Raw genomic sequence first — 22,091 nt, 5'->3', positions numbered from 1 at the left:
CAGGCTACTGACCCGTTGCCGGCCCCGGCCCCGCCGCCGGCGCGGTAGCGCCGTGGCCAGGCCGTCTCTTTCGGATCTTGTCGGCCGAGCTCGCGGTGTCCGGTGCCGTGCCTGGGCGTGCTGTCGGGGCGCTCGCGTACGGGGCGTACGTGGTCGCCTCGGCAGTGCGGCCGGGCGCGGTGCCGGGCGCCGCGGGCCCGGCACGATCCGAAAGAGACGGCCTAGCCCATGGCGCGGGTGCCGTCGATGGATTCGCGGATGATGTCCGCGTGGCCCGCGTGCCGGGCGAACTCCTCCACCAGGTGCAGGAGCACCCAGCGCATCGAGACCTTGGCGTCCTGCGGGAACCACGGGGCCGGGGGCAGCGCGAAGCTGTCGTCGAGGCTGGGGACGGCGGCGATGAACGCCTCCGTCTCCTGCCTGATCCCGTCCCAGTAGGCCAGCACCGACGTCATCGTCTCGTCCCCGACCAGCCGGAAGCCGTCGGCCCAGTCGCCTCCCGGGTACTCGGTCTCGCCCTGCGCCATCCGCAGCCAGCCGAGCTCGCAGTTGGCCGCGTGCTTGAGCAGTCCGGACAGGGAGAGCTCGCTGACGCTGGGCTTGCTCGCCGCCTGCTCCTCGGTCAGCCCCTGCGCCGCCTCGCGCAGCGCCGCGCGCTGGGCCTCGACGAAGGCGAGGAGCGTGCCGCGCTCGTCACCGGGGACCTCCATGGAAATCTGAGCCATGACCGACCGCCTGCTTTCGCTGGGTTCTTCTCCTGCTGACAAGAACCACGGTACGGAGCCTTGCGGTCAGTTCCTGTCCTCAATCACCGCCGCCGCCGAAATTCACTGGCCTTCTTGCCGGACCGGCGGGAGTTCCTTCTGCGGCTTGGGGAGCAGGGCCTTCTTCAGGTCCTGGGCGCCCTTCTCGTCCAGGCCGTACATCGCCTCGTAGATCTTGCGGACGGCCGGGCCCGAGGCTCCGGAGCCGGTGCCGCCCTGGGAGATCGTCATCACGATCGCGTAGTCCTCGGTGTAGGACGCGAACCAGGAGGTGGTCTGCTTGCCCTGGACCTCGGCCGTACCGGTCTTCGCGTGCATCGGGATCTGCTTCTGCGGCCAGCCGCCGAACCGCCAGGCCGCGCTGCCGGTGGTGGCCACGTCGGCGAGGGCGCCGTCGATGTCGTTGCGGAGCTTGCTGTTCATCGGGAGCTTGCCCTGCTCCTTCGGGGCGATCTCCTGCACCGAGGCGCCGTCGGCGCTGACCACGGCCTTGCCGATGCTGGGCTGGTGGAGGGTGCCGCCGTTGGCGATGGCGGCGTAGATCGAGGCCATCTGGATCGGGGTGACGAGGGTGTCGCCCTGGCCGATGGAGTAGTTGATCGCGTCGCCCTCGCGGAGCTGGTTGCCCTGGCGGCAGTTCTCGTAGGCGATCTTCTCGGCGTACGAGCCGTCCTTCTTGCCGTCGCGGCACCAGGCGGCCTTGTTGGCCTCGAAGAAGTCCTTCTTCCACTGGCGGTCGGGGACCCGGCCCGGGACCTCGCTGGGCAGGTCGATGCCGGTGCGCTTGCCGAGGCCGAACTCGTGGGCGGTCTTGAAGAACCAGTCGCCGGGCTGCGCCTTGGGCTTGATGCCGCCGTCCTTCTTCCACTCCTTGTCGGCGATGGCGTAGTAGACGGTGTCGCAGGAGACTTCGAGGGCCTTGCCGATGGTGATGTCGCCGTAGCCCTGGGACTCGAAGTTGGTGAAGACCTGGCTGCCGACCGAGTAGGAGCTCGGGCAGCCGTAGAGCTTGTTGAAGGGGTAGCCGGCGTTGACCGCGGCCGTCGAGGAGACCACCTTGAAGATCGAGCCGGGGGCGGCCTGGCCCTGGATGGCGCGGTTCAGCAGCGGGTAGTTCGATTCCTTGTCGGTGAGGGAGGCGTAGTCCTTCGCGGAGATGCCGCCGACCCAGGCGTTCGGGTCGTAGGTCGGGTTGGAGGCCATCGCGACGACCCGGCCGGTCTTGGCCTCCATGACCACGACGGCGCCCGAGTCGGCCTCGTAGTGACGGCCCGTGTTGTTCTTGTCGATGCCCTTGCGGGCCTCGATCATCGCGTTGTTCAGCTCGCGCTCGGCCACGGCCTGCACCCGCGAGTCGATCGAGGTCACGATGTTCGCGCCGGCCTGCGGCTTGTCGCTCACGCCCTCGCCGATGATCCGGCCGAGGTTGTCCACCTCGTAGCGGGTGATGCCCGCCTTGCCGCGGAGCTCCTTGTCGTAGGTGCGCTCCAGGCCGCTGCGGCCCACCTGGTCGGAGCGCAGGTACGGGGAGTCGGAGCCCTTCGCCTTGGTGATCTCCTCGTCGGTGACCGGGGAGAGGTAGCCGAGCACCTGGGAGGTGTTGGCTCCGTCGGGGCCGGCGTAGCGGCGCAGGGCGGTGGGCTCGGCGGTGATGCCGGGGAACTGCTCGGCGTGCTCCCGTATCTCCAGGACCTGGTCGGTCGTCGCCTCGTCGGTGATGGGGATCGGCTGGTACGGGGAGCCGTTCCAGCAGGGCTTGGGGGTCTTGGCGTCGCACAGCCGGACGCCGTTGACCACGTCCTCGGGGTTGAGGCCCAGGACGCCGGCGAGGTGGGTCAGGACGCCCTTGCCGCGGTCCTTCATCTTGGAGAGGTCGGTGCGGCTGGCGGAGACCACCATGCGGGTCTCGTTGTCGGCGAGCGGGGTCCCGCGGGCGTCGAGGATCGACCCGCGCACGGCGGGCTGGACCACCTGCTGGGTGTTGTTGTTCTTCGCCTCGTCCGTGTACTCCTGGCCATTGCGTATCTGGAGGTACCAGAGCCGCCCGCCGAGGGTCAGCAGCAGCGAGAACACCACGATCTGGATCATGACGAGCCGGTTCTGGACCCGGGGTGTGCGCCCGGTCTCCGGTATGTTGCTCAACTCGGCTCTCCCCCGGACTGGTCCTCGCCTGACCAGCCCGAGTCTAGGGGGACTAGAACGGGAACTGCGTCCGGCCGTGCTGGACCGAGATCCATTTCTGGGTGGTGAAGGCCTCCACGGTGGCCTCGCCGTTGAGGCGGCCCATGCCGGAGGCCTTCTCCCCGCCGAACGCCGCGAGCGGCTCGTCGCCGATGGTGGAGTCGTTGACGTGGATCATGCCGGTCTCGATGCGCCGGGCGAAGCGGACCCCGCGCTCCACGTCCCGCGTGTGGACGGCGCCGCTGAGTCCGTACGGGGTCGCGTTGGTGAGGCGGACGGCCTCGTCCTCGCCGTCGAAGACCACGAGGAGGGCGACGGGGCCGAAGATCTCCTGGCCGAGCAGCGGGGAGTCCTCGGGGAGCCCGGCGAGCACGGTGGGCTCGACCAGGTTGCCGCGCGTGGAGCCCCGTACGAGCGCCTTCGCGCCGGAGTCGACGGCGCGGTCGACGAGGGCGGTGAGCGCGTCGGCCTGGAAGGAGTTGATCAGCGGGCCGATGTGGGTGTCGGCCTCGTGCGGGTCGCCGGTCTTCAGGGCGCGCACGCGGGTGGTGAACTTCTCGGTGAACTCCTCGGCGATCGAGGCGTCGACCAGGATCCGGTTGGCGGCCATGCAGACCTGGCCCTGGTAGACGAAGCGGCTGAAGACGGCCGCGTCCACCGCGTAGTCGAGGTCGGCGTCGTCGAGGACGACGAGCGCGCTGTTGCCGCTGAGCTCCAGGACGGTCCGCTTGAAGTGGCGGGCGGCGACCGCTCCGACGTGCCGGCCGACCCGGTCGGAGCCGGCGAAGGAGATGACCTTGGGGACGGGGTGGGTCAGGAGCGCGTCGCCTATCTCGGCGATGTCGGTGACCAGGACGTTGAGCAGGCCGGGCGGCAGACCCGCCTCCTCGAAGATCTTGGCGATGACCCCGCCGCCGACGACGGGCGCGTTCTGGTTGGGCTTGATGACGACGGCGTTGCCGAGGGCCAGGGCCGGGGCGACCGACTTCAGGGTGACCAGGAAGGGGAAGTTGAAGGGGCTGATCACGGCGACGACCCCGACGGGCAGGCGCTGGATCCGGTTCTCCTTGCCCTCGACCGGCGAGGGCAGGATGCGGCCCTCGGGGCGGACGGCCAGCTGCATGGCCTCGCGGATGAACTCCATCGCGAGGTGGACCTCGTACTCGGCCTTGGGACGGGTCCCGCCGAGTTCGTCGATCATCGCCTCGACGAGCTCCTTGCCGCGCTCCTCGGTGATCCGCAGGGCGCGTTCCAGGACGGCGCGTCTGGTGTAGGGGCTGGTGGCGGCCCATTGCTTCTGGGCCCGCTCGGCGGCCCGGTAGGCCTGGTCGACCTGCTCGACGGTGGCCACGGTGATGGCCGCGAGCTTCTCCCCGTTGTACGGGTTGACGTCGATGATGTCCCACGACCCGTTTCCGGCCAGCCATTCGCCGTCGATGTACTGGTGCGCCAGGTCCTCGAATATGGACATGCCATCCCTTACGTCGAACGCGCTTCCTTGCGCTGCACCGGAGACCCAGTGGTCATCTGGGTCATCGTCATGCTCTGATCAGGCGTCATAGTACGTGCGAATCAAGACAGTTGGAGCAGACCGCGCAGGAGATCCCGGGTCTGGTCCGGGTCCGGGCAGTCGTTCTGGAGGCGCAGCATCGCGCGCTCGTACTGACCCACTTCCTCGTCTTTGTCGAGGTAGAGGGCGCTGGTGAGCTGTTCCAGATAGACCACGTCCTGGAGGTCCGACTCGGGGAAGCGCAGCAGGGTGAACGCGCCGCTCTCGCCGGCGTGACCGCCGAAGGAGAAGGGCATGACCTGCAGGTGCACGTTCGGCCGCTGCGAGATCTCGATGAGGTGCTCCAGCTGGCCGCGCATCACGTCCCGGTCGCCGTACGGGCGGCGCAGCGCGGCCTCGTCGAGGACGGCGTGGAAGACGGGGGCGTTCTCGGAGACCAGCACCTTCTGGCGCTCCAGGCGCAGCGCGACCCGGCGGTCGATCTCGGCGCGGCCGGCGCCGGGCATGCCGCGGCTGACGACGGCCTGGGCGTAGGCCTCGGTCTGCAGCAGGCCGTGCACGAACTGCACTTCGTAGATGCGGATGAGCGAGGCGGCGCCTTCCAGGCCCACGTACGTCTGGAACCAGCCCGGCAGCACGTCGCCGTAGCTGTGCCACCAGCCGGCCACGTTGGCCTCGCGGACGAGCCCGAGGAGGGACTCCCGCTCGGCGCCGTCCGTGACTCCGTAGAGCGTGAGGAGGTCCTCGACGTCCCTTGCCTTGAAGCTCACCCTTCCCAACTCCAAGCGGCTGATCTTCGATTCGGATGCGCGGATCGAGTAACCGGCCGCCTCACGGGTGATGCCGCGGGATTCTCGGAGTCGCCTGAGCTGGGAGCCCAGGAGGATGCGGCGCACCACAGAACCACTGGCTTCTGCGGTCACGAGTCCTGCCCCTCCCCATGCGGTGGATGGATACGTACGGCTGCGTCGCAGGGGCCCCCGTGCCCCTCAAGGCCCGCAGTCTGCCACCAAAACGCATCTGCCCGTACTCGTTCTGTAACGGATTTGGCCGCGCTGTAAAAGAAGTCCGTAAGTATGCGTAGGAAGAAATGAGCAAGAACCGTCACGGGACCGGACAGGTCCGGCGCGTGCACGTGCATCTGCCCTTGCATCCGGCTCCGGCATTCGGAACCATGGTCCCGCGCACCTGCGTGCCCCGCAGTTCTTTCGAATCCCGGGAGTGCCTCGCATGGGGACGAATGGATCGACCATGCTCGAGCCGTTACGGCAGGGGCTTCCCCCGGTCGACCCCACGGCTGTCTCCGGGTCCGCGTCCTGCGCCCTCCCCGCCCGCCTCGAAGCGGTCCGCGGTGCACGCACCTTCACGCGTTCCACCTTGTCCCAGTGGGGCCTCGACGACCGGTTCGACGACGTGTCGCTGGTCGTCTCCGAACTGGTCACCAACGCGCTGCGCCACGCCCTCCCGGACGACTCCCGGCCGGCCCCGGGCGAGAGCGAGCCCCCGGTGCGCCTCCACCTGATGCGGTGGAGCACCCGGCTCGTGTGCGCGGTGCGGGATCCCAGCGAGGACCGGCCCGGCGGGTGCTTCGCGCCGGAGGCGACCGAGCGCAACAGCGACCTGGAGTCGGGGCGCGGGCTCTTCCTCGTCGACGCCTACAGCGACAGCTGGGGCTGGCACCCGCTCGCGGGGCGGCTGACCGGCAAGGTGGTCTGGGCACTGTTCTCGCTCCAGGACTGAACCGGGGACCGGACCGAGGACCGACCCGGGGACGGAACCGCGGCGCAATCACCCCATAGACAACAAGCGGCCGGGATCGATCATGACGATCAATCCCGGCCGCTGCACGTGCATGGCTGATCTTGAGCTGTTCTTCAGCTGATCAGATGGTCGAACTCGCCGTCCTTGACACCCAGCAGCAGCGCTTCTATCTCGGCCGGCGTGTACACGAGTGCCGGTCCGTCCGGAAACCGCGAGTTGCGCATGGCAACCTCGCCTCCGGGCAGTTTCGCGAACTCCACACAGGAACCTTGCGAGTTGCTGTGTCTGCTCTTCTGCCAGGTCACCCCGTCAAGCTCTGCAGCTGCCATCCCGTTGTACGCGTGGTCCACAGGAAGCCCCCGATAGTGCAGATGTCAACTGCACCGGATCATAGCTGTGTTCATGAACGCCTGCATGGGCAGATGCACGTGCACGAACGGAGGGCACTGCACCACTAAGCGTGACGGCCGTCCCCGGAATCCGGGCGGGGCGGGGTCCGCAGCGCCTCGGAGACCTCCTCCAGGGAGTCCAGCAACTGCCGCGCCGCACCGCGCAGCACGCCCGGATCGGGGGCGCCCCCGTCGGCCAGCGCCGTGCGGACCCCCTCCCAGTCGGGCACCCGCCGCTCCCGTACCGCCTTCGCGCCCGCCTCCGTCGCCTCGCGCAGCGCCCGGGCCAGCTCGGCCGCCCCCGGCACCGGCGGGCGGGAGCGGTCCGGGAAGTGCGCCTCCAGCAGCATCGCGTGACGGCCCATCGAGGCCAGGGCCCGGCCCGCGTCCTCGGCGGCCGCCCGGGAGATCCCGCGGTGGCGCACCGGCTCCCCGGCGGCCCGGTCCACCGCCTCCTGCCAGGCGACCCGGGCGTCGCGCACCGCCAGCAGCGCGCTGCGCACCTCCTCGCGGCGCGCACCGGCCGGATCCGCGTACTGCCCGAACACGGCCGCCGCGTACCGGCCGCCGGCCTCCACCCAGTCGGCCAGCCGGGTCCGCAGTCGCGGGGTCTCCCAGGCCGGGTAGACGGCGTAGGAGATCATCGCGAGGACCCCGCCGACCAGGGTGAGCATGACCCGGTCCGGGACGGTCTGGTCCCAGCGCAGGCCGCCCATGCCGAGCAGGAAGACCACGTAGGCGGAGACGAAGACCATCGAGACGGCGTACCCGGTCCGCATGAACGTGTACATCAGCCCCGCGCTGATCACGGCGAGCAGCCCGGACACGTACATCCCCGGCTGCGCCAGCTGGACGACGGCCGTCGCCAGGGCGACCCCGACCAGGGTGCCGCCGAACCGGGCGACGGCGCGGCTGTAGGTCTGCGTGAAATCGGGCCGCATGACCATGACGGAGGCCATCGGGGCCCAGTAGGCGTGCCCGAACGGCAGCGCGTGGCCGATGCCGTAGCCGGCGCAGGCGACGGCGGTGACCCGCACGGCGTGCCGCAGGATCGGCGACCCCGGACGCAGCTCGGCCCGTACGGCGGCCAGCACCATCGGCGCGAGCGCCGGCAGGGTGGGCCGCAGCATCGACTCCCCCGGATCGGCGGTGCGCCCCGAACCCGGCTCGGCCGTGTCGAGTACGTCGTCCAGCAGGGCGGCGAGCCTGCGCGCGGCCCGCAGCGCGGGGCCCTGGAACACCTCCTCGGTGTCGGGGGCCTTGAGCACCGCGAGGGCCGGTGCGGGCAGCCGCACCGCTTCCCCGTGCCGGATCGCGGACGCGGCGGCGTCCAGCACCGCGCCGGCCGCGGCGAGCAGTTCGCGGACCCGGTCCCGCGCCGGGCCCTCGGCCGGGGCCCCGACCGCCGGGTCGGCCAGCAGGGCCAGCACCGGCCGGATCCGCTCCGCGAGCCCCCGCGCACCGTGCAGCTCGGCGGGGCGGCGGCGGGCCTGACGCGCCGTCACGGTCGCGGCGTCGCGCGCCCTCATCAGCGGCTGCGGGTCGAAGGAGGCGACCGGGTCCTGGCGCAGCCGGCGCGCGTAGTCGGCCTCGGCGGCGAGGGCGTCCGCCAGGGCGTCGCGCTGGGCGCCCCACCGCCGGATCGGGAAGAGCACGATCAGCAGGGCCTGCACCACCCCGCCGGCGGCGATCATCGCGGCGTGCCCGGCCGCCTGCGGCACGGAGGTGGGCAGGGTGACGGTGACCAACATGATCGCGACGTTGCCGGAGGCGATGATGCCCGCGGTGGGGCCGGCCGCCCACATCAGGCCCGCCGCGAAGCTCCACACGGCGAGCAGCAGCAGGAAGGCCAGGGTGTGCGAGGAGCCGACGAGGTAGCCGACGAAGGTGGACACGGCCAGGGTCAGCCCGGCGGACAGCGCGAGCACCGGCCGGGGCCGCCAGCTCTTCTGGAAGGTGGCGACGGCCGCCATGTAGGCGCCGAAGGCGGAACTGGCGGCGGAGCCGGGGCCGAGGAAGGCGAGGCCCGCGCCGATCACGAGGGCCAGGCCGACGGCGGCGCGGAGCGCGATGAGGGGTTGCAGCCGGGTCCGCTCGATCCGCAGCCCGGACCGGGCGGTGTCCTTCAGCGCCCGGACCCAGCTCATGATCCCGAGCGTATCCCCGCCGCCCCCGGAACCCGGGAGCCCGAGACGCACCACCCCTACGCGTCGCCGCGCGCCGCTGCGCGGGCGGGGCCGGAGCCCGGCACGGGGGCGCGCTGCCGCTGCGCGGGGCGAGGTCCCCTACCCGCCCTTCGCCCGTTCCCCGGGGCTGTGCCCCGGACCCCCTGGGGCTCCGCCCCAGACCCCGCGCCTCAAACGCCGGCGAGGCTGGATTTATCCATCCCGTCCGGCGTTTGAGGACCGGGTCCGGGCAGCGCCCGGGGAACGGGCGAAGGGCGGGTAGAGGACAGCCCCGCAGGGCGGCCGGGGCGGGGCGCGGGCCGCCGGCCTTCAGGTGTTCTTCAGGCTTCGCGCGATCCATGGCGCCCGCGCCCCCGAGCACCGATGATCGGCTGGGCGGACCGCTCCCGGCCCCGCCCGGAAGGCCGCGCTGCTGCCTCCGGCCCTCGCCCCGGAAGGCGGACACACCCATGCTCAGGAACGGCCTGGAACCGTGGCACGTAGCCATCGTCGTACTCGTCTGCCTGATGCTGTTCGGCTCGAAGAAGCTCCCCGAGATGGCCCGCGGACTCGGCAGGTCCGCCCGCATCCTGAAGGCGGAGGCCCAGGCACTGCGCGAGGAGACCCCGACGGCCCCGGCACCGGCACCGGCACCGGCCGAGCGCTGATCCGGGCTTCCCGGCTCCCGGGCCGCTGCCCCGCAGGGCCCGGCTCAGCCCCGCAGGGAGGCGCGCCGCCCGTCCGCCATCTGCGCCCGGTCGGCGGCCGCCGTCCCGTCCTCCCACCCCGCGAGGTCCGTCGCTCCGCGCAGCCGGGTCGTCGTGGTCCGGGGGAACATCTCCTCCGCCCGCGAGGTGACCGCCACGTCCCGGGCGACCAGGGCCGGCAGGTTGTCGGGGGCCTCGGCCACGGTGTCGGCCACCGCGTGCTCGGCCGTCTCCGCGAGCCGCTGGCCGAGCCGGCTCGCGTAGGCCAGGAGGAAGGACTGCCGGAAGGTCTTGGTGCGCTTGCGCCCACCCGCCCGCTGCCCGGCCTCCGCGCGGGTCATCGCGGCGGTCCCCTGGACGAGCAGGGAGGTGTACAGCAGCTCCACCGCCTCCAGGTCGCTCTCGAAGCCGACGACGGTGGAGAACTCGTAGGCGCTGTTCCACACGGACCGGCACCGGTTCGCGCCCGCCACCGCGTCGAGCAGCACCGCCTTGGCCTCCTCGTACGGGGCTTCGACCCCGATCCGGCAGGCCCCGGGTATCTGCGCCGTGCCGGACTTCACCGCGAGCAGGGCCGCGTCCACGGTGTGCCGGGCCATGAGTTCCTGGGCTTTGGCGCTGAGCGCCTCGGCCTCCTCCGGGAAGGTGGTCGCTTCGGCCTTCGCGAGCAGCGCCCGGATCCGGCCGAGCATGCGGGGCTCGATGTGCGCGTGTTCGAGCACGTCGGCCGGGTCCCCCGGCAGCGGTCCGACGGGCTCGATCGACGGCAGCCGGATGAGCAGCCGGAAGACCTGCAGGACGGTCCCGGCCAGGCTGAAGCGGTCGGTGCGCTCCCGCTGGACCAGCCGTTCCCCGTAGGCGGTGTCGTCCCCCCACCACACCTCGGCCTCGCTCCACCGCTCGGGCAGCCGCGCGTACCGCCGCGCCTCGGCGGCGATCAGGTCCTCGGCGATCCGCAGGTGCGCCTGCTCCAGGTCCCGGCGTACGAGCCTCAGCACGTCGGCCGGCCGCCACCCGCGCTCCCAGGCCTGGCGCAGGTACTCCTCGCCGCGGGCGAGCAGTGCCTGCCCGACCCCGGCCCACCGGTCCCCCTCGGCGACGAGCACCGACGCGCCGGCGTCCAGCCCGGCGTCGTCCTGGTTGTACAGCGCGGCCTCGCAGGCCCGGTCGACGATGTCTCTCACCCCTTCAGCTTGGCATGCCCGCCTGCGGCGCCCTCTCCTCGTCCCATGCGGCACGGTCGGGCACCCGGTCCGCCGGACGGGTCCGTCGCGTTCCAGGCGTCGGCCCGGGAGCGGGGTCCGGGGCGGAGCCCCGGGGAACGGGCGAAGGGCGGGTAGGGGCCCCCCTCCCCCGGGCCGGACCGGACCGGCCCGGACCGGCCCGCCCGACCCCGCACACCCGGCCCCGCCCGCCCCGCACACCTGTGCCATCGCGCGCCGCGCCCCGGCACTGTCAGCCCCCGGTGGGACACTCGCACTCATGAGCGACCGCATCCCTCGGTGGGCCCTCGCCGAGGACGACGACGGCCGGTGGCACGCCATGCCGCTGGACGACCCCGCCGGCGGCGGCCGGATCACCACCACCGACCCCGCGGAAGCGATCCGCTCGGCCCCCACCGGCACCCGCTGGGTCTGGCGCTCCACCCAGGCCGTCTACCCCCGGCTCCTCGCCGCCGGCGTCCGCGTCGAGCGCTGCCACGACATCGAGGACGCCGAGCTGCTCCTGCTCGCCCACGAGGGCCGCCTCGGCGAACCCCGCTCGGCGGCCGCCGCCTGGGCCCGCCTGACGAACGCACCCGTACCGCCCGATCCCCCGCAGCGCGCGGCCGAGCCCGGCAGCCAGGACTCCCTCTTCGACCCCCGGCCCGCCCCCGTACCGCTCGACGCCCTCGTGGCCGTCCACGCCGACCAGGTGAAACGGCAGGACGCCACCGCCCACCCCGACCGGATGCGGCTGCTCGTGGCCTCCGAGTCGGCGGCCTTCCTCGTGGCCGCCGAGATGAACCGTGCGGGCCTGCCCTGGCGGGCCGACGTACACCGGGCCCTGCTCACCGAGCTGCTCGGCGAGCGGTACGCGGGGCGCGGCCAGCCCCGGCGGCTCGCGGAGCTGGCCGACGAGGTCTCGGCGGCGTTCGGGCGGCGCGTACGGCCCGAGCTGGCCGCCGACGTCATCAAGGCCTTCGCGGAGGCCGGGATCAAGCTCAAGTCCACCCGCCGCTGGGAGATCCAGGACCTGGAGCACCCGGCCGTGGAGCCCCTGATCGCCTTCAAGAAGCTGTACCGGATCTACACCGCCCACGGCTGGTCCTGGCTCGCGGACTGGGTCCACGACGGCCGTTTCCGCCCCGAGTTCATCCCCGGCGGCACGTACACCGGCCGCTGGGTCACCAACGGCGGCGGGGCCCTGCAGATCCCGAAGGTGATCCGCCGGGCCGTCGTCGCCGACCCGGGCTGGCGGCTCGTCGTGGCCGACGCCGACCAGATGGAGCCGCGGGTGCTCGCCGCGATCTCCCGCGACCCCGCCTTCATGGAGGTGGCCGGCCGCCCCGAGGACCTGTACACCTCCATCTCCCGCCAGGGCTTCTCCGGAGACCGCGACATGGCGAAGATCGCCGTGCTCGGCGCGGTGTACGGGCAGACCTCCGGGGACGGCCTGAAGAACCTGGCCGCGCTGCGCCGCCGCTTCCCACGGGCCGTGGCCTACGTGGACGACGCCGCGAAGGCGGGCGAGGAGGGGCGGCTCGTACGGACCTGGCTGGGCCGCACCTGCCCGCCGCCGGCCGATCCCGAGGACGCCGAGGAGCTCCCCGACGGCTACGTCCCGAGCTACGCCTCGACCGACGCCCGGGCCCGCGGCCGCTTCACCCGCAACTTCGTCGTGCAGGGCAGCGCCGCGGACTGGGCGCTGCTCCTGCTCGCGGCCCTGCGCCGGTCCCTCGCGGAGGCGGGGATGCGGGCCGAGCTGGTCTTCTTCCAGCACGACGAGGTCATCGTCCACTGCCCCGAGGAGGAGGCGCCCGCCGTGGTCGCGGCGATCCGCGCGGCGGGCGACCTGGCCGGCCGCATCACCTTCGGGGAGACCCCGGTCCGCTTCCCCTTCACCGCGGCCGTCGTGGAGTGCTACGCGGACGCGAAGTGAGGTAGGAGAAGCGCAGGTGCAGGCGGGGCAGCCGTCCCGGCGCTTCCTCGCCAGCTCGCCTCCTCGCTTCCGCACTCCCTCCTACAGCCCGTACTCCGATGCCCACTTCGGGCTCGTCACGAGCTCCTTCATCCGCTCCACGCTCAGCACGGGTGTCTTGCGGGTCGCATCCGACGACTGGTTCTCGGCGTTGAACGAGGACACGATCAGCCGGGTGCCGTTCGGCCGCAGTGCCTCGGCGCTCCACCAGAGCACTCCGGCACCGCCCTTCTCCCCGTCCTGCTGGCGGGTCAGGACCTTCGTTCCGTCCGGCAGCGTCTCGGCGCCCTCGAACAGGTCGGCCCACATTCCCGGGTGCTTCAGGTTGTCCGGCTGGATCTGGAGGCTGACGAGGGATTTGCCCTTGCCCTCGTCGAGCACCAGGTAGCCCAGATCGGCCCCGTCCTCGTCCCGGCGCACGACCGGGATCCCGTCCGTGCGCAGCAGCTCCTCCAGGATGGCCACCGCCGTCTTCCCCGAGCGGGGGACCAATACGGGCCGGTCCTCCTGATGGGCGGCGGGCAGATCGTTCAGGGCCGGGTGCCACAGCGGGGAGGTCACGAGGGCCTGCAACTGCGCGAGCGTGAGCGGCGGTGTCGGACGGCTGACGGGCGCGCCCTTCTCCGCCGCCGAGTTCTCCTCGTGGGCGTCCACCATGAACCCCTGGGGGGTCACCACGATGGCGCGCCACGACTTGACGTCGGCCCGCTTGTCGGGGAACACGTAGCCCTTGTAGAGGTGCAGCCGCGAACCGTCCTCAAGCGTCTCCGAGGTGCAACTGTCGTACTTGATCGTGGTCCTGGACGGGCACGTGAGCATGTCCTTGGCCATCTCGCCCTTCGGGTCGACCCGGGAGAGCGCGAAGCCGATGCTGCTCTTGCCCTCGCCGTCGTCGAAGACCGCGCTCACCATCGGGCCCAGTTCGTGGCCCGTCCCCCGTGCCTCGACGGTGCTGAGCGTGCCCTGCGGCAGGAGCTGCTTGAGCACCCCGGTCAGCTGCTCGGCGGTCACGGCGCCGGTTCCGACGCGGCTGTTGCGCAGCCCCTGCCCTTCCTGGAGCAACGGACCGAGCGCGGGCGGCTCCTGCGAGGAGGACACGTTCGCCCGTTCCCCGCCACCGCCGGCTCCCCCGAGCATCCCGTTCGCGTACGCCCCGACGGTGGCGATCAGTGCCAGGGCGAGCGCCGAGCCGCCGGCGACGGCGGCCCGGCGACGGGCCACCATCCGCCGGCCGCGCCGCTCCCCGCCGTCCACGAGGTCCCGGCCTTCGGACGTGAAGCCGTCACCCGTACGCCGGAGGGCCTCACCGAGCTCGTCTTCAAAGGGCATGCGGAATCAGACCTTCCGTCCAAAGGGATCACGGGAATCGCAGGAACCACGGGAGGGGAAAAGCGGAAACGATGTACGCACGAGCGGGCGACGGGCGGCTCAGCGGCCGACGAACTCGGCTAACGAGCCGCCCAGCTGCTCCCGCAGCCGGGTCAGCGCACGCGAGCTGCGGGTCCGTACGGCCGCCGAGCTGACGTTCATCACGTCGGCGGTCTCCTCTACGCTGCGGTCCTCCCAGTACCGCAGCACCAGGACCGCCCGGTCCTTCGGCGCCAGCCGCCCCAGCGCCTCCAGCAGCGTCAGCCGCAGCGCGGGATCGCCGCCGGCCGGCGCGCCCGCGTCGGGGAACTCCCCGACCGGACGCTCCCCCGCCGACCGGCGGCGCTGGTGCGTCAGGAAGGCACGCACCAGCACCGTCTGCGCGTACGCCGCCGGATTGTCGATCCGGGCGACGCGTGCCCAGAGCAGGTACATCCGCCCGAGGGTCTCCTGTACGAGATCCTCAGCGAGGTGGGTGTCGCCGCTCGTCAGGAGACAGGCCGACCGGTACAAATGCGCCGATCTGCCCACCGCGAACTCACGGAACCCATCTCTGCGTCCGTACCCCATCCGCTCCCCCTAGCGTCCGTCTCACCCCAATGACGCGACGGGGACCGGGAATGTTTCAGCAGATCCCGGACCGATCTCAGACCGATACGGAAACCGCCCCGGTGTCCGTTCCCGAGCCCGCGTCCGAGCCCGCGTCCGCGCCCGCCTCGGAGAGGTCGTGGAAGTACATGTGGAACTCCTCGCGGACGAACCCCTCCGCCTCGTACAGCCCCTGCGCGACGAGGTTGTCGTACGCCGTCTCCAGCTGCACGCCCGTCACCCCGGCCTCCCGCGCCCGGCGCAGCACCTCCCGCAGCAGCGCGCGGCCGGCGCCCGTACGGCGGCCGGCGGGTGCCACGTAGAGGTCGTTCAGCAGCCACGCGGGCTTCATGGCCAGCGAGGAGATCATCGGGTAGACCTGCGTGAAGCCGACCGTGCCCGCACCCGGGACCTCGGCGAGCAGGACGAAGGAGTCCCCGGCCGCCAGCCGCTCCGCCAGGAAGGCGCGCGGGCGCTCCGGGTCCTCGACCTCCACCTCGTAGAAGTCCAGGTAGCCGCGGAAGAGCTCGGCGGCGGTGTCCAGATCCGCCTCGCCCGCCTCGCGCACGACCACCTTGCCCCCGCTGCCGGCGGCCTCCGGGGTGCGGGCCTCGTCGTGCGTCGTCCGACCGTTCATGTCGTTCTCCCTCGTGGCGTCCCTGTCGCGCTCCCCAATTCTGCAACCGCGCGGGTCGCGACCCCCGCACCGGCTGCGGCCGCGGGGCCGCGACCGCCGAATCGCGACGCGACGGCGGACCGCCGATACTGCGGGAAACGGGCCCGGGCAGGAGACGGAATGCGGTGGAAGAGCCGGCTGGAGGGCCTGCGTTCCGGTGCTGAGCGGCGCTTCCCCGTCCTCACCGAGCTCACGGGCAGGCTGCTGTCCGCGAACCTCCTCGACTCGGGGACCCGCCTCGCGGCCCAGGTCTTCCTGGGCTCGGTGCCCCTGCTCTTCGCCTTCGCGGCCTTCGCCCCGACGAGCGTGCGCGACCAGCTCCGCGACTCCCTGCGCGCCATGTTCGGGCTCAGCGGGGCACCCGACGAGGAGCTGCAACAGGTCCTGTACGGGGCGGCCGGCGACGGCCTGCGGGAGACCACCGGCATCGTCGGCCTGCTGGTCGCACTCGTGTCGGCCACCAGCCTCAGCCGGGCTATGGCCCGGGTCTGCGAGCGCGCCTGGCTGCTGCCCAAGGCCGGGACCCGGATCGCGGCCTGGCGCTGGGTGGTGTGGCTCCTGGTGATGGTGCTGGTGCTCGTGCTGCAGGGCCCGATCCGCGACGGCTTCGGGGCCGGCCTCCTGGTCGGAACACCGCTCTTCTTCCTGGTGAGCACGGGTGTCTGGCTGTGGACGCAGCACCTCCTGCTCGCCAACCGCGTCACCTGGTCGGCGCTGCTGCCCGGCGCCCTGCTGGCGGGGGCCGCCACCAGCGCGCTCGGGCTGACGGCGCGCGTCTACATGCCGCCCGCGCTCAACCGGGCCATGGGCGAGTACGGCTCCCTCGGCCTCGTGCTCGTCGTGCTCTCGTGGCTGATCGCCGTATGCGCCTCGGTCGCCTTCGCGGTGACCATCGGCGCGGTACTGGCGCAGGAGCCGCCCCTGAACAGGTACGTGCGACCGCCCGGCAGCGGCCCGGCCCCCGTATCGCCCGTATCCCCCCTCTCCCCCGGACGGCCCAGCCCCGGTCGCCCGGAGGACCTCGACGGCCGAGGCTGACGAGGACGCACCGCGACCACCGCGGACGAGGAGGCACGGTGTCGGACGAAGGATCGACCGCACGGGACAGTGAGCTCCGGGAACTCCGCAGCCGGGTCGCGTCCCTCGAAGCGGAGCGGACGGCGCGGCCGCCCCGGCACCGCACGAAGTCCTTCCTGGCCGCCCTGCTGATCGTCCTCGGCTGCGTGCTCGCGCCCCTCGGAGTCGTCGCGGCCTGGGCGGCGGACGAGGTGGGCGACACCGACCGCTACGTGGCGACCGTCGCCCCGCTGGCCTCGGACCCGGCCGTCCAGGACGCCGTGGCCAACCGGGTCACCGACGCCCTCATGACCCGGATCGACCTGGCCTCCCTGCTGTCCGACGCGGCGCCGGAGGAACGGCCGCTCCTGGAGAAGGCACTGGGGAAGCTGGGGGACTCCCTCGAAGGAGCGGTCCGCAGCTTCGTACACGACAAGGCCCGGGCGGTCACCGGCTCGGACGCCTTCGCCACCATCTGGACCGAGGCCAACCGCAAGATCCACGCCTCCGTGGACAAGGCCCTCACGGGGAAGGGCGGCGGCGCGGTGAAGCTGGAGGGCGACACGGTCACCCTCGACCTCGCTCCCGTCGTCGACCTCGTGAAACAGCGTCTCGTGGACGAGGGCATGCAGGTCGCCGGACGGATCCCGGAGATCCACACCGACTTCACGCTCGTCCGCTCCGACGAGATCGGCAAGGTCAAGACATACGTCCGGCTCCTCCAGCTGACCGGCAACTGGCTGCCCGTCCTCGCTCTGCTCCTGGTCGCCGGCGGCGTCCTGCTCGCGCGGCGACGGCGCCGGGCCCTGGTCGCGGGAGCCCTGGGCGTGGCCGCCGCGACGGCGCTGCTCGGCATCGGACTCCGGGTCTTCCGCGCGGTCTACCTCGACCGGCTGCCCGCCGGGGTCTCCCCGCAAGCCGCCGCAGCCGTCTACGACACCCTGACCCACCTGATCACCACCATGATCAGAATGGTCGTCGCCCTGGGCCTGGTCCTCGCCCTGTCCGCCTGGCTCACCGGCCCCGGCCGCCGCGCCGGCCTGGTCAGGGGCCTGTGGACCTCGGGCATCGGCGCGGCGCGCACCACCGCCGACCGCGCGGGTCTGCGTACGGGCCCGGTGGGGCCCTTCGTCCGCCGCCACCGTTCCCGGATCGCCTGGGCCCTGACCGTGGCGGCACTCGCCGCCTACCTCCTCTGGTCCTACCCCACGGGCTGGGTGGTCGTGGGCCTGGCCCTCGCCCTGCTCTTCGCCCTGGCGGTGGTGGAGTTCCTGGGCGGCCCTCCCCGCGACGAGCGGGTCAGTCCTTCCCCGTGACGGGCTGGGCGGGCAGCGTGTAGACGTGCTGCGGGGTCACGATCTTGGTGATCGCCTCGCCGAACAGCGTGCTCGGCTCCTCGCCCTGGGCGGAGATGTCGGTGTTGAGCAGCACGACCAGGGTGGCATCGGACTGCTCGGGGTTGTAGACGGTCAGCGACTGGTAGCCGGGCAGCGAGCCGTTGTGCCCGATCCACCCCTGGACGTTGAAGATCCCCAGCCCGTAGCCGGTGCCCGGCAGGGCCGGTACGACGTCGAGGCGCTCGGCCTGGGTGGCGGGGGTGAGCAGCTCACCGGTGGCCAGCACCTTGGCCCACTGCCGCAGGTCCGTGAGGTCGGAGATCATCGCTCCGGCGGCCCAGCCCCAGGAGGGGTTCCAGTCGGCCGCGTCCTCGGTCTTCCCCGAGGCCGTCTGGTCCGTGTAGCCCTCCGCGTGCGGGGTCGGGAACTCGGCGCCGGTCGGGAAGACGGTGTGCTTCAGCCCGGCGGGCTCGCTGACCTCCTCGGTGATGTAGTCGGCGAGCGTCTGCCCGCTGATCTTCTCCACGACGAGCCCGATCAGGATCAGGTTGGTGTTGCAGTAGTCGAACTTCGCGTTCGGCTCGAAGAGCACCGGGTGCTTGAAGGAGTAGGCGAGCAGCTCCTGCGGGGTGAAGGGCCTGCGGGGATCGCTGGTCAGCGCCTTGAAGAAGTCCTCGTCGGCCGAGTAGTTGAACAGTCCGCTGCGCATGCCCGCCAGCTCGCGCAGGGTGATCCGGTCGCCGTTGGGCACGCCGTCGACGTACTTGCCGATGGGGTCGTCCAGCCCGATCTTGCCCTCGTCGACCAGCTTCAGCATCGCGGTCACGGTGAAGGTCTTGGTCTCGCTGCCGATCCGCATGTTGAGGCGGTCGGTCATGGGCGCCCCGGTCGCCTTGTCGGCCACGCCGAAGGCCCGTACGTACGTCCCCTTGCCCGGCGCCGACAGGGCCACTTGCACCCCGGGGATCTTCGCCTCGTCCATCACCTTCCGGATGGCGTCGTCCAACTGCCGCGCCACGGCGGGGGTGAGCTGCGGAAACTCATCGGATACGGCCGTACTGCTCGCCGCCGGTGGTGTCGGCACGTCCACGGCGTACCCGGCACCGGCCCCCACGGGCACCATCAGGAGCCCCACTGCGGCCGCTCCCACAGCCGCCCTGCGCAACCGTGTCGTGCTCACCCGTCCAACGTAGCCCCGCCCCGTGGGCCGGGCGACCGGAGGGGGCGGGGTGCCCGGCAGTACGACGTGCGGGCTCAACCGGCCCGGTAGGCCCGGAGGAAGGCGGCGACGCCGCCTGTGACCAGGTGGTCGGTCCGGTCCGCGGGGAGGGGCAGGACTCCGTAGTGCGAGAGCTGCACGATGGAGTGCGAGGTCAGTGCCATGAAGTGGGCGGCCGCCAGCATCGCGTCGCCGTGTACGTCGATCAGCCCGGCGCCGTCGAGGCCCGCCATCGCGTCCGCGAGCACGCGGGACACCGGGCCGGGGCCGGCGTTCGTCCAGGCCTCCAGCACCTCCGGGGGAACGTGGTCGGCTTCGGCGTGGATGTGGCGGACCAGCGCGAAGTGGTCGGCGTAGTCGGTCATGAGCCCGATGACCCGGTGGGCGAAGGCGACCAGGTCCCGCTCCAGGTCCTCGGGGCGGGGCGGGCGTTCGGGGTTCAGGGCGGCTTCGATCAGGGCGATCTGGGCGTCGCGCACCTGCCCCGAGGTCCAGGTGACGACGGTGGCGAAGAGCTCCGCCTTGCCTCCGGGGAAGTGGTTGTAGAGCGTGCGGGTCGAGACCTCGGCCGCGGCGGCGAGCGCGTCGACCGAGGCGCGGGCGTAGCCCTCGCGGCCGAAGACCCCGCAGGACGCGCTCGCGATGGCGATCTGCTTCCCCAGCTTCTTGGCACTCGTGCCGCTCCTGCTGCCGCTGCCGCTGCCCGCGCCGGTGCCGGTGCTCATTTCGCCTCCACACGATAACTACAACGACCGTTGCACTTTTTACAACGCTCGTTGTAGTTTACCGGAGGAGCGGCCGCACCGGCGGCCGCACCGCCAACGAGGGGAACCTGCCATGTCCACCGCCGTTTCCGGTCCCACCACCCCCCAGACGGACGCGCCGCTGCGCGTCGCCGTCATCCTCGGCAGCGTCCGCGAGGGCCGCCAGGGCCCCGCCGTCGCCGACTGGTTCCTCGGCGCGGCGGGCGCCGTCGGCGGCCTGGACCTCGACCTCATCGACCTCGCCGAGGTCGACCTGCCGCTGGCCATGCCCGGCTGGGGCGGTTCTCCGAGCCCGCAGGCGGCCGCCGCCCTCGCGGAGGTCAGCCCGCGGCTGGCCGCCGCCGAGGCCTTCGTCGTCATCACCCCCGAGTACAACCACAGCTTCCCGGCCGTGCTGAAGAACCTCATCGACTGGCACCGCGAGGAATGGCAGGCCAAGCCGGCCGGCTTCGTCTCCTACGGCGGCCTCGGCGGCGGCCTGCGCGCCGTCGAGCAGCTCCGGCAGGTCTTCGCCGAGCTGCACGCCGTGACCGTACGGGACTCCGTCAGCCTGCACGGGTCCTGGTCCGGACTCGGCCCGGACGGCGTTCCGCGCGACGCCGCCGTGACCGGGGGCGCCGTCAAGGGCATGCTCGGCCAGCTGACCTGGTGGGGACGCGCGCTGCGCGCCGCCCGCGCGAGCCACCCGTACCAGGGCTGAGGGGCGGCACGAGGATGCGTACGACCCGGGAACCCGGCGGTCCCGCATCGGCGCCGAGGCCGGCGGACCGCGCGACCGGCACAGTCACCCCCGACGCCACCGACGCCCCCACCCCCGCCGCGGCCCCGGCTTCCGCGGCGCTCCTGCGGCGTACCGCGGGCGTCGTCATCGTCGGCTCGGTCATGTCGGTGCTCGACATGACGATCGTCAACGTCGCCCTGCACCGCCTCTCCGAGGCCTTCCACGCCCCGCTGGCGACGATCCAGTGGGCCGCCAGCGCGTACACGCTCGCGCTCGCCGCCGTCATCCCGGCCTCGGCCTGGGCGATGGGCCGCTTCGGCGCCAAGCGCACCTACCTCGGCGCCCTCACCCTGTTCTCGCTCGGATCGCTGCTCGCCGCGTGCGCCTGGAGCGCCGGAAGCCTGATCGCCTTCCGCGCGGTACAGGGCCTCGGCGGCGGGCTGCTCATGCCCGTCGGCATGGCCATGGTGATGCGCACGGCGGACCCGGCCCGGCTCGGGCGGGTGATGGCCCTGCTCGGACTGCCCGTCATCGTCGGCCCGGTGGCCGGCCCGGTGCTGGGCGGCTGGCTGGTCGACTCGGCGTCCTGGCAGTGGATCTTCCTGGTCAACCTGCCCGTCGGGGCGGTCGCCCTGCTCCTCGCCGCGAAGCTGCTGCGCTCCGACCCGCCGGGCGACCCCTCCACCGCGCCCCGCCTGGACGTACCCGGCCTGCTGATGCTCTCCCCGGGCCTCGCCCTGCTCCTCTACGGCCTGGCCCGCGGCGGGGAGGGCGGCACCTTCACCGCACCCGACGCCCTGCTCCCGACCCTGGCCGGCGCCGCACTCGTGGCCGCCTTCGCCCGCCGGTCCGTGACCGCCCGCGAGCCCCTCCTCGACCTGACGCTCCTGCGCGACCGCACCTTCCGCGCGGGCATCGCCACGCTCACCCTCTTCACCTGCGGCTACTTCGGGTCCATGCTGCTCGGTCCGATGTACTGGCAGCAGGGCCGCGGCATGACCGCGACGGCTGCCGGGCTGCTGGGCGCCCCGGCCGGACTCACCGTCGGCCTGGTCATGCAGATCGCCTCCCGCCGCGTGGACAAGGTCTCCCCGCGCCGGCTGGTCCGGGCCGGGATCGCGGTGGGCGCACTGGGCATGGCCCTGACCGCACTCCAGGCCGGGTCCGCGGAGGCGGCGCCCTGGCGGTTCGTCACCGCTTCGGTCGTCATGGGCATCGGCGCCGGGATGGTCATGATGCCGACGATGACCACCGCGAGCCGGGCCCTGCCGAGGGCCCGCATGACAGCGGCGAGCACCCTCCTCAGCATCAACTCCCAGATCGGCGCATCGGTCGGCACCGCCCTCCTCTCGGTCACCCTGACCGCGACGACCACCACCCCCTCGGGCTTCCGCACCACCTACGCCCTCGCGGCCCTCCTCCTCGCCCTCGCCCTGATCCCCGCCTCCCACCTCCCCACCCGCCACCCCTGACCCGCCCTCCCGCAAGCCCCGTCACCGGACACGCGCGCACGTCCCGCCCGGACTCCTCGACCGCCACCAGGAGTCCGGGCTCCGTCGTATCGCCGGACCCGGAGCTCGGACGGGCCGTCGGGGCGTGGCCGACTAGGTCCTGGCCGGTGCGTGCCAACGTCACGAAAGCGCTGGTCGGTCGCGTGTGCGGGGGCGTGCGCGCGGCACCAAACGGCCCGGGCGTTTCATGCCAG

Annotated in this window: 18 protein-coding genes and 1 pseudogene; 7 read left to right on the top strand and 12 right to left on the bottom strand. The window is 72.5% G+C overall.

Annotation, left to right across the window (positions count from 1 at the left end; all coding sequences use genetic code 11):
* Nucleotides 1–221: 221 nt before the first annotated feature.
* The 4 genes and pseudogenes from ACZ60J_RS31700 to ACZ60J_RS31685 form a co-directional block, all read right to left on the bottom strand.
* A complete protein-coding gene (locus tag ACZ60J_RS31700; protein WP_469687148.1) occupies nucleotides 222–725 on the bottom strand; it encodes a DinB family protein in 504 nt (167 codons plus the stop codon).
* 108 nt (nucleotides 726–833) lie between these two features.
* Nucleotides 834–2,906: pseudogene (gene mrdA, locus ACZ60J_RS31695) on the bottom strand (penicillin-binding protein 2); the annotation flags it as partial.
* 52 nt (nucleotides 2,907–2,958) lie between these two features.
* Nucleotides 2,959–4,416 carry an aldehyde dehydrogenase family protein gene (locus ACZ60J_RS31690; RefSeq protein ID WP_469687146.1) on the bottom strand — a complete coding sequence of 486 codons (1,458 nt, stop codon included), beginning with the start codon at nucleotides 4,414–4,416 and terminating at the stop codon, nucleotides 2,959–2,961.
* A 101-nt stretch (nucleotides 4,417–4,517) separates the two neighbouring features.
* Nucleotides 4,518–5,378, bottom strand: a complete 861-nt coding sequence (locus ACZ60J_RS31685) for a helix-turn-helix domain-containing protein (RefSeq protein ID WP_405491550.1) — start codon at nucleotides 5,376–5,378, stop codon at nucleotides 4,518–4,520.
* A 328-nt stretch (nucleotides 5,379–5,706) separates the two neighbouring features.
* Between ACZ60J_RS31685 and ACZ60J_RS31680 the strand changes: the two genes are divergently transcribed.
* Nucleotides 5,707–6,195 carry an ATP-binding protein gene (locus tag ACZ60J_RS31680; RefSeq protein ID WP_469687144.1) on the top strand — a complete coding sequence of 163 codons (489 nt, stop codon included), beginning with the start codon at nucleotides 5,707–5,709 and terminating at the stop codon, nucleotides 6,193–6,195.
* A gap of 134 nt (nucleotides 6,196–6,329) precedes the next feature.
* Here ACZ60J_RS31680 and ACZ60J_RS31675 read toward each other — a convergent pair whose 3' ends face one another.
* Both ACZ60J_RS31675 and ACZ60J_RS31670 read right to left on the bottom strand, forming a co-directional pair.
* A complete protein-coding gene (locus ACZ60J_RS31675; protein WP_328300083.1) occupies nucleotides 6,330–6,566 on the bottom strand; it encodes a DUF397 domain-containing protein in 237 nt (78 codons plus the stop codon).
* A gap of 104 nt (nucleotides 6,567–6,670) precedes the next feature.
* Nucleotides 6,671–8,752 (bottom strand): FUSC family protein, encoded by a 2,082-nt coding sequence (locus ACZ60J_RS31670; protein WP_469687142.1) that lies wholly within the window; start codon nucleotides 8,750–8,752, stop codon nucleotides 6,671–6,673.
* 488 nt (nucleotides 8,753–9,240) lie between these two features.
* Between ACZ60J_RS31670 and tatA the strand changes: the two genes are divergently transcribed.
* Nucleotides 9,241–9,438, top strand: a complete 198-nt coding sequence (gene tatA / locus ACZ60J_RS31665) for a Sec-independent protein translocase subunit TatA (protein ID WP_469687140.1) — start codon at nucleotides 9,241–9,243, stop codon at nucleotides 9,436–9,438.
* Between the two features lie 44 nt (nucleotides 9,439–9,482).
* Here tatA and ACZ60J_RS31660 read toward each other — a convergent pair whose 3' ends face one another.
* Entirely contained in the window at nucleotides 9,483–10,661 is a 1,179-nt protein-coding gene (locus ACZ60J_RS31660; RefSeq protein ID WP_469687139.1) for a DUF2786 domain-containing protein, read from the bottom strand.
* 298 nt (nucleotides 10,662–10,959) lie between these two features.
* On the opposite strand from ACZ60J_RS31660, the gene ACZ60J_RS31655 reads away from it, so the two are divergent.
* Nucleotides 10,960–12,618, top strand: a complete 1,659-nt coding sequence (locus ACZ60J_RS31655) for a bifunctional 3'-5' exonuclease/DNA polymerase (RefSeq protein WP_469687137.1) — start codon at nucleotides 10,960–10,962, stop codon at nucleotides 12,616–12,618.
* An 81-nt stretch (nucleotides 12,619–12,699) separates the two neighbouring features.
* Here the strand turns inward: ACZ60J_RS31655 and ACZ60J_RS31650 are convergent, their stop codons facing one another.
* The 3 genes from ACZ60J_RS31650 to ACZ60J_RS31640 form a co-directional block, all read right to left on the bottom strand.
* Nucleotides 12,700–13,986 carry a hypothetical protein gene (locus ACZ60J_RS31650; RefSeq protein ID WP_469687135.1) on the bottom strand — a complete coding sequence of 429 codons (1,287 nt, stop codon included), beginning with the start codon at nucleotides 13,984–13,986 and terminating at the stop codon, nucleotides 12,700–12,702.
* A gap of 99 nt (nucleotides 13,987–14,085) precedes the next feature.
* On the bottom strand, nucleotides 14,086–14,595 hold the full coding sequence (locus ACZ60J_RS31645; protein WP_469687133.1) for a SigE family RNA polymerase sigma factor: 510 nt from the start codon (nucleotides 14,593–14,595) through the stop codon (nucleotides 14,086–14,088).
* 76 nt (nucleotides 14,596–14,671) lie between these two features.
* Nucleotides 14,672–15,250: a GNAT family N-acetyltransferase gene (locus ACZ60J_RS31640; RefSeq protein WP_469687132.1), complete on the bottom strand. Its 579-nt coding sequence runs from the start codon at nucleotides 15,248–15,250 to the stop codon at nucleotides 14,672–14,674.
* A 159-nt stretch (nucleotides 15,251–15,409) separates the two neighbouring features.
* Between ACZ60J_RS31640 and ACZ60J_RS31635 the strand changes: the two genes are divergently transcribed.
* Nucleotides 15,410–16,327 (top strand): YhjD/YihY/BrkB family envelope integrity protein, encoded by a 918-nt coding sequence (locus tag ACZ60J_RS31635; protein ID WP_469687130.1) that lies wholly within the window; start codon nucleotides 15,410–15,412, stop codon nucleotides 16,325–16,327.
* A 38-nt stretch (nucleotides 16,328–16,365) separates the two neighbouring features.
* On the top strand, nucleotides 16,366–17,661 hold the full coding sequence (locus ACZ60J_RS31630) for an LPXTG cell wall anchor domain-containing protein (RefSeq protein WP_469687129.1): 1,296 nt from the start codon (nucleotides 16,366–16,368) through the stop codon (nucleotides 17,659–17,661).
* Here ACZ60J_RS31630 and ACZ60J_RS31625 read toward each other — a convergent pair.
* Together ACZ60J_RS31625 and ACZ60J_RS31620 are read right to left on the bottom strand one after the other, a co-directional pair.
* Nucleotides 17,645–18,805, bottom strand: coding sequence for a serine hydrolase domain-containing protein (locus tag ACZ60J_RS31625; RefSeq protein WP_469687286.1), 1,161 nt, complete (start codon nucleotides 18,803–18,805; stop codon nucleotides 17,645–17,647). The genes ACZ60J_RS31630 and ACZ60J_RS31625 overlap by 17 nt on opposite strands.
* A gap of 131 nt (nucleotides 18,806–18,936) precedes the next feature.
* Nucleotides 18,937–19,626 (bottom strand): TetR/AcrR family transcriptional regulator, encoded by a 690-nt coding sequence (locus tag ACZ60J_RS31620; RefSeq protein ID WP_469687127.1) that lies wholly within the window; start codon nucleotides 19,624–19,626, stop codon nucleotides 18,937–18,939.
* A gap of 112 nt (nucleotides 19,627–19,738) precedes the next feature.
* On the opposite strand from ACZ60J_RS31620, the gene ACZ60J_RS31615 reads away from it, so the two are divergent.
* Together ACZ60J_RS31615 and ACZ60J_RS31610 are read left to right on the top strand one after the other, a co-directional pair.
* Entirely contained in the window at nucleotides 19,739–20,365 is a 627-nt protein-coding gene (locus tag ACZ60J_RS31615; protein WP_469687125.1) for an NADPH-dependent FMN reductase, read from the top strand.
* Nucleotides 20,366–20,379: 14 nt separating this feature from the next.
* Nucleotides 20,380–21,858 (top strand): DHA2 family efflux MFS transporter permease subunit, encoded by a 1,479-nt coding sequence (locus tag ACZ60J_RS31610; RefSeq protein ID WP_469687123.1) that lies wholly within the window; start codon nucleotides 20,380–20,382, stop codon nucleotides 21,856–21,858.
* Nucleotides 21,859–22,091: the final 233 nt, after the last annotated feature.

Source organism: Streptomyces sp. NPDC104226 (assembly GCF_055584085.1).
Note: the sequence above shows the minus strand (reverse complement) of the source record. Positions and strands in the feature narration are given on the sequence as shown.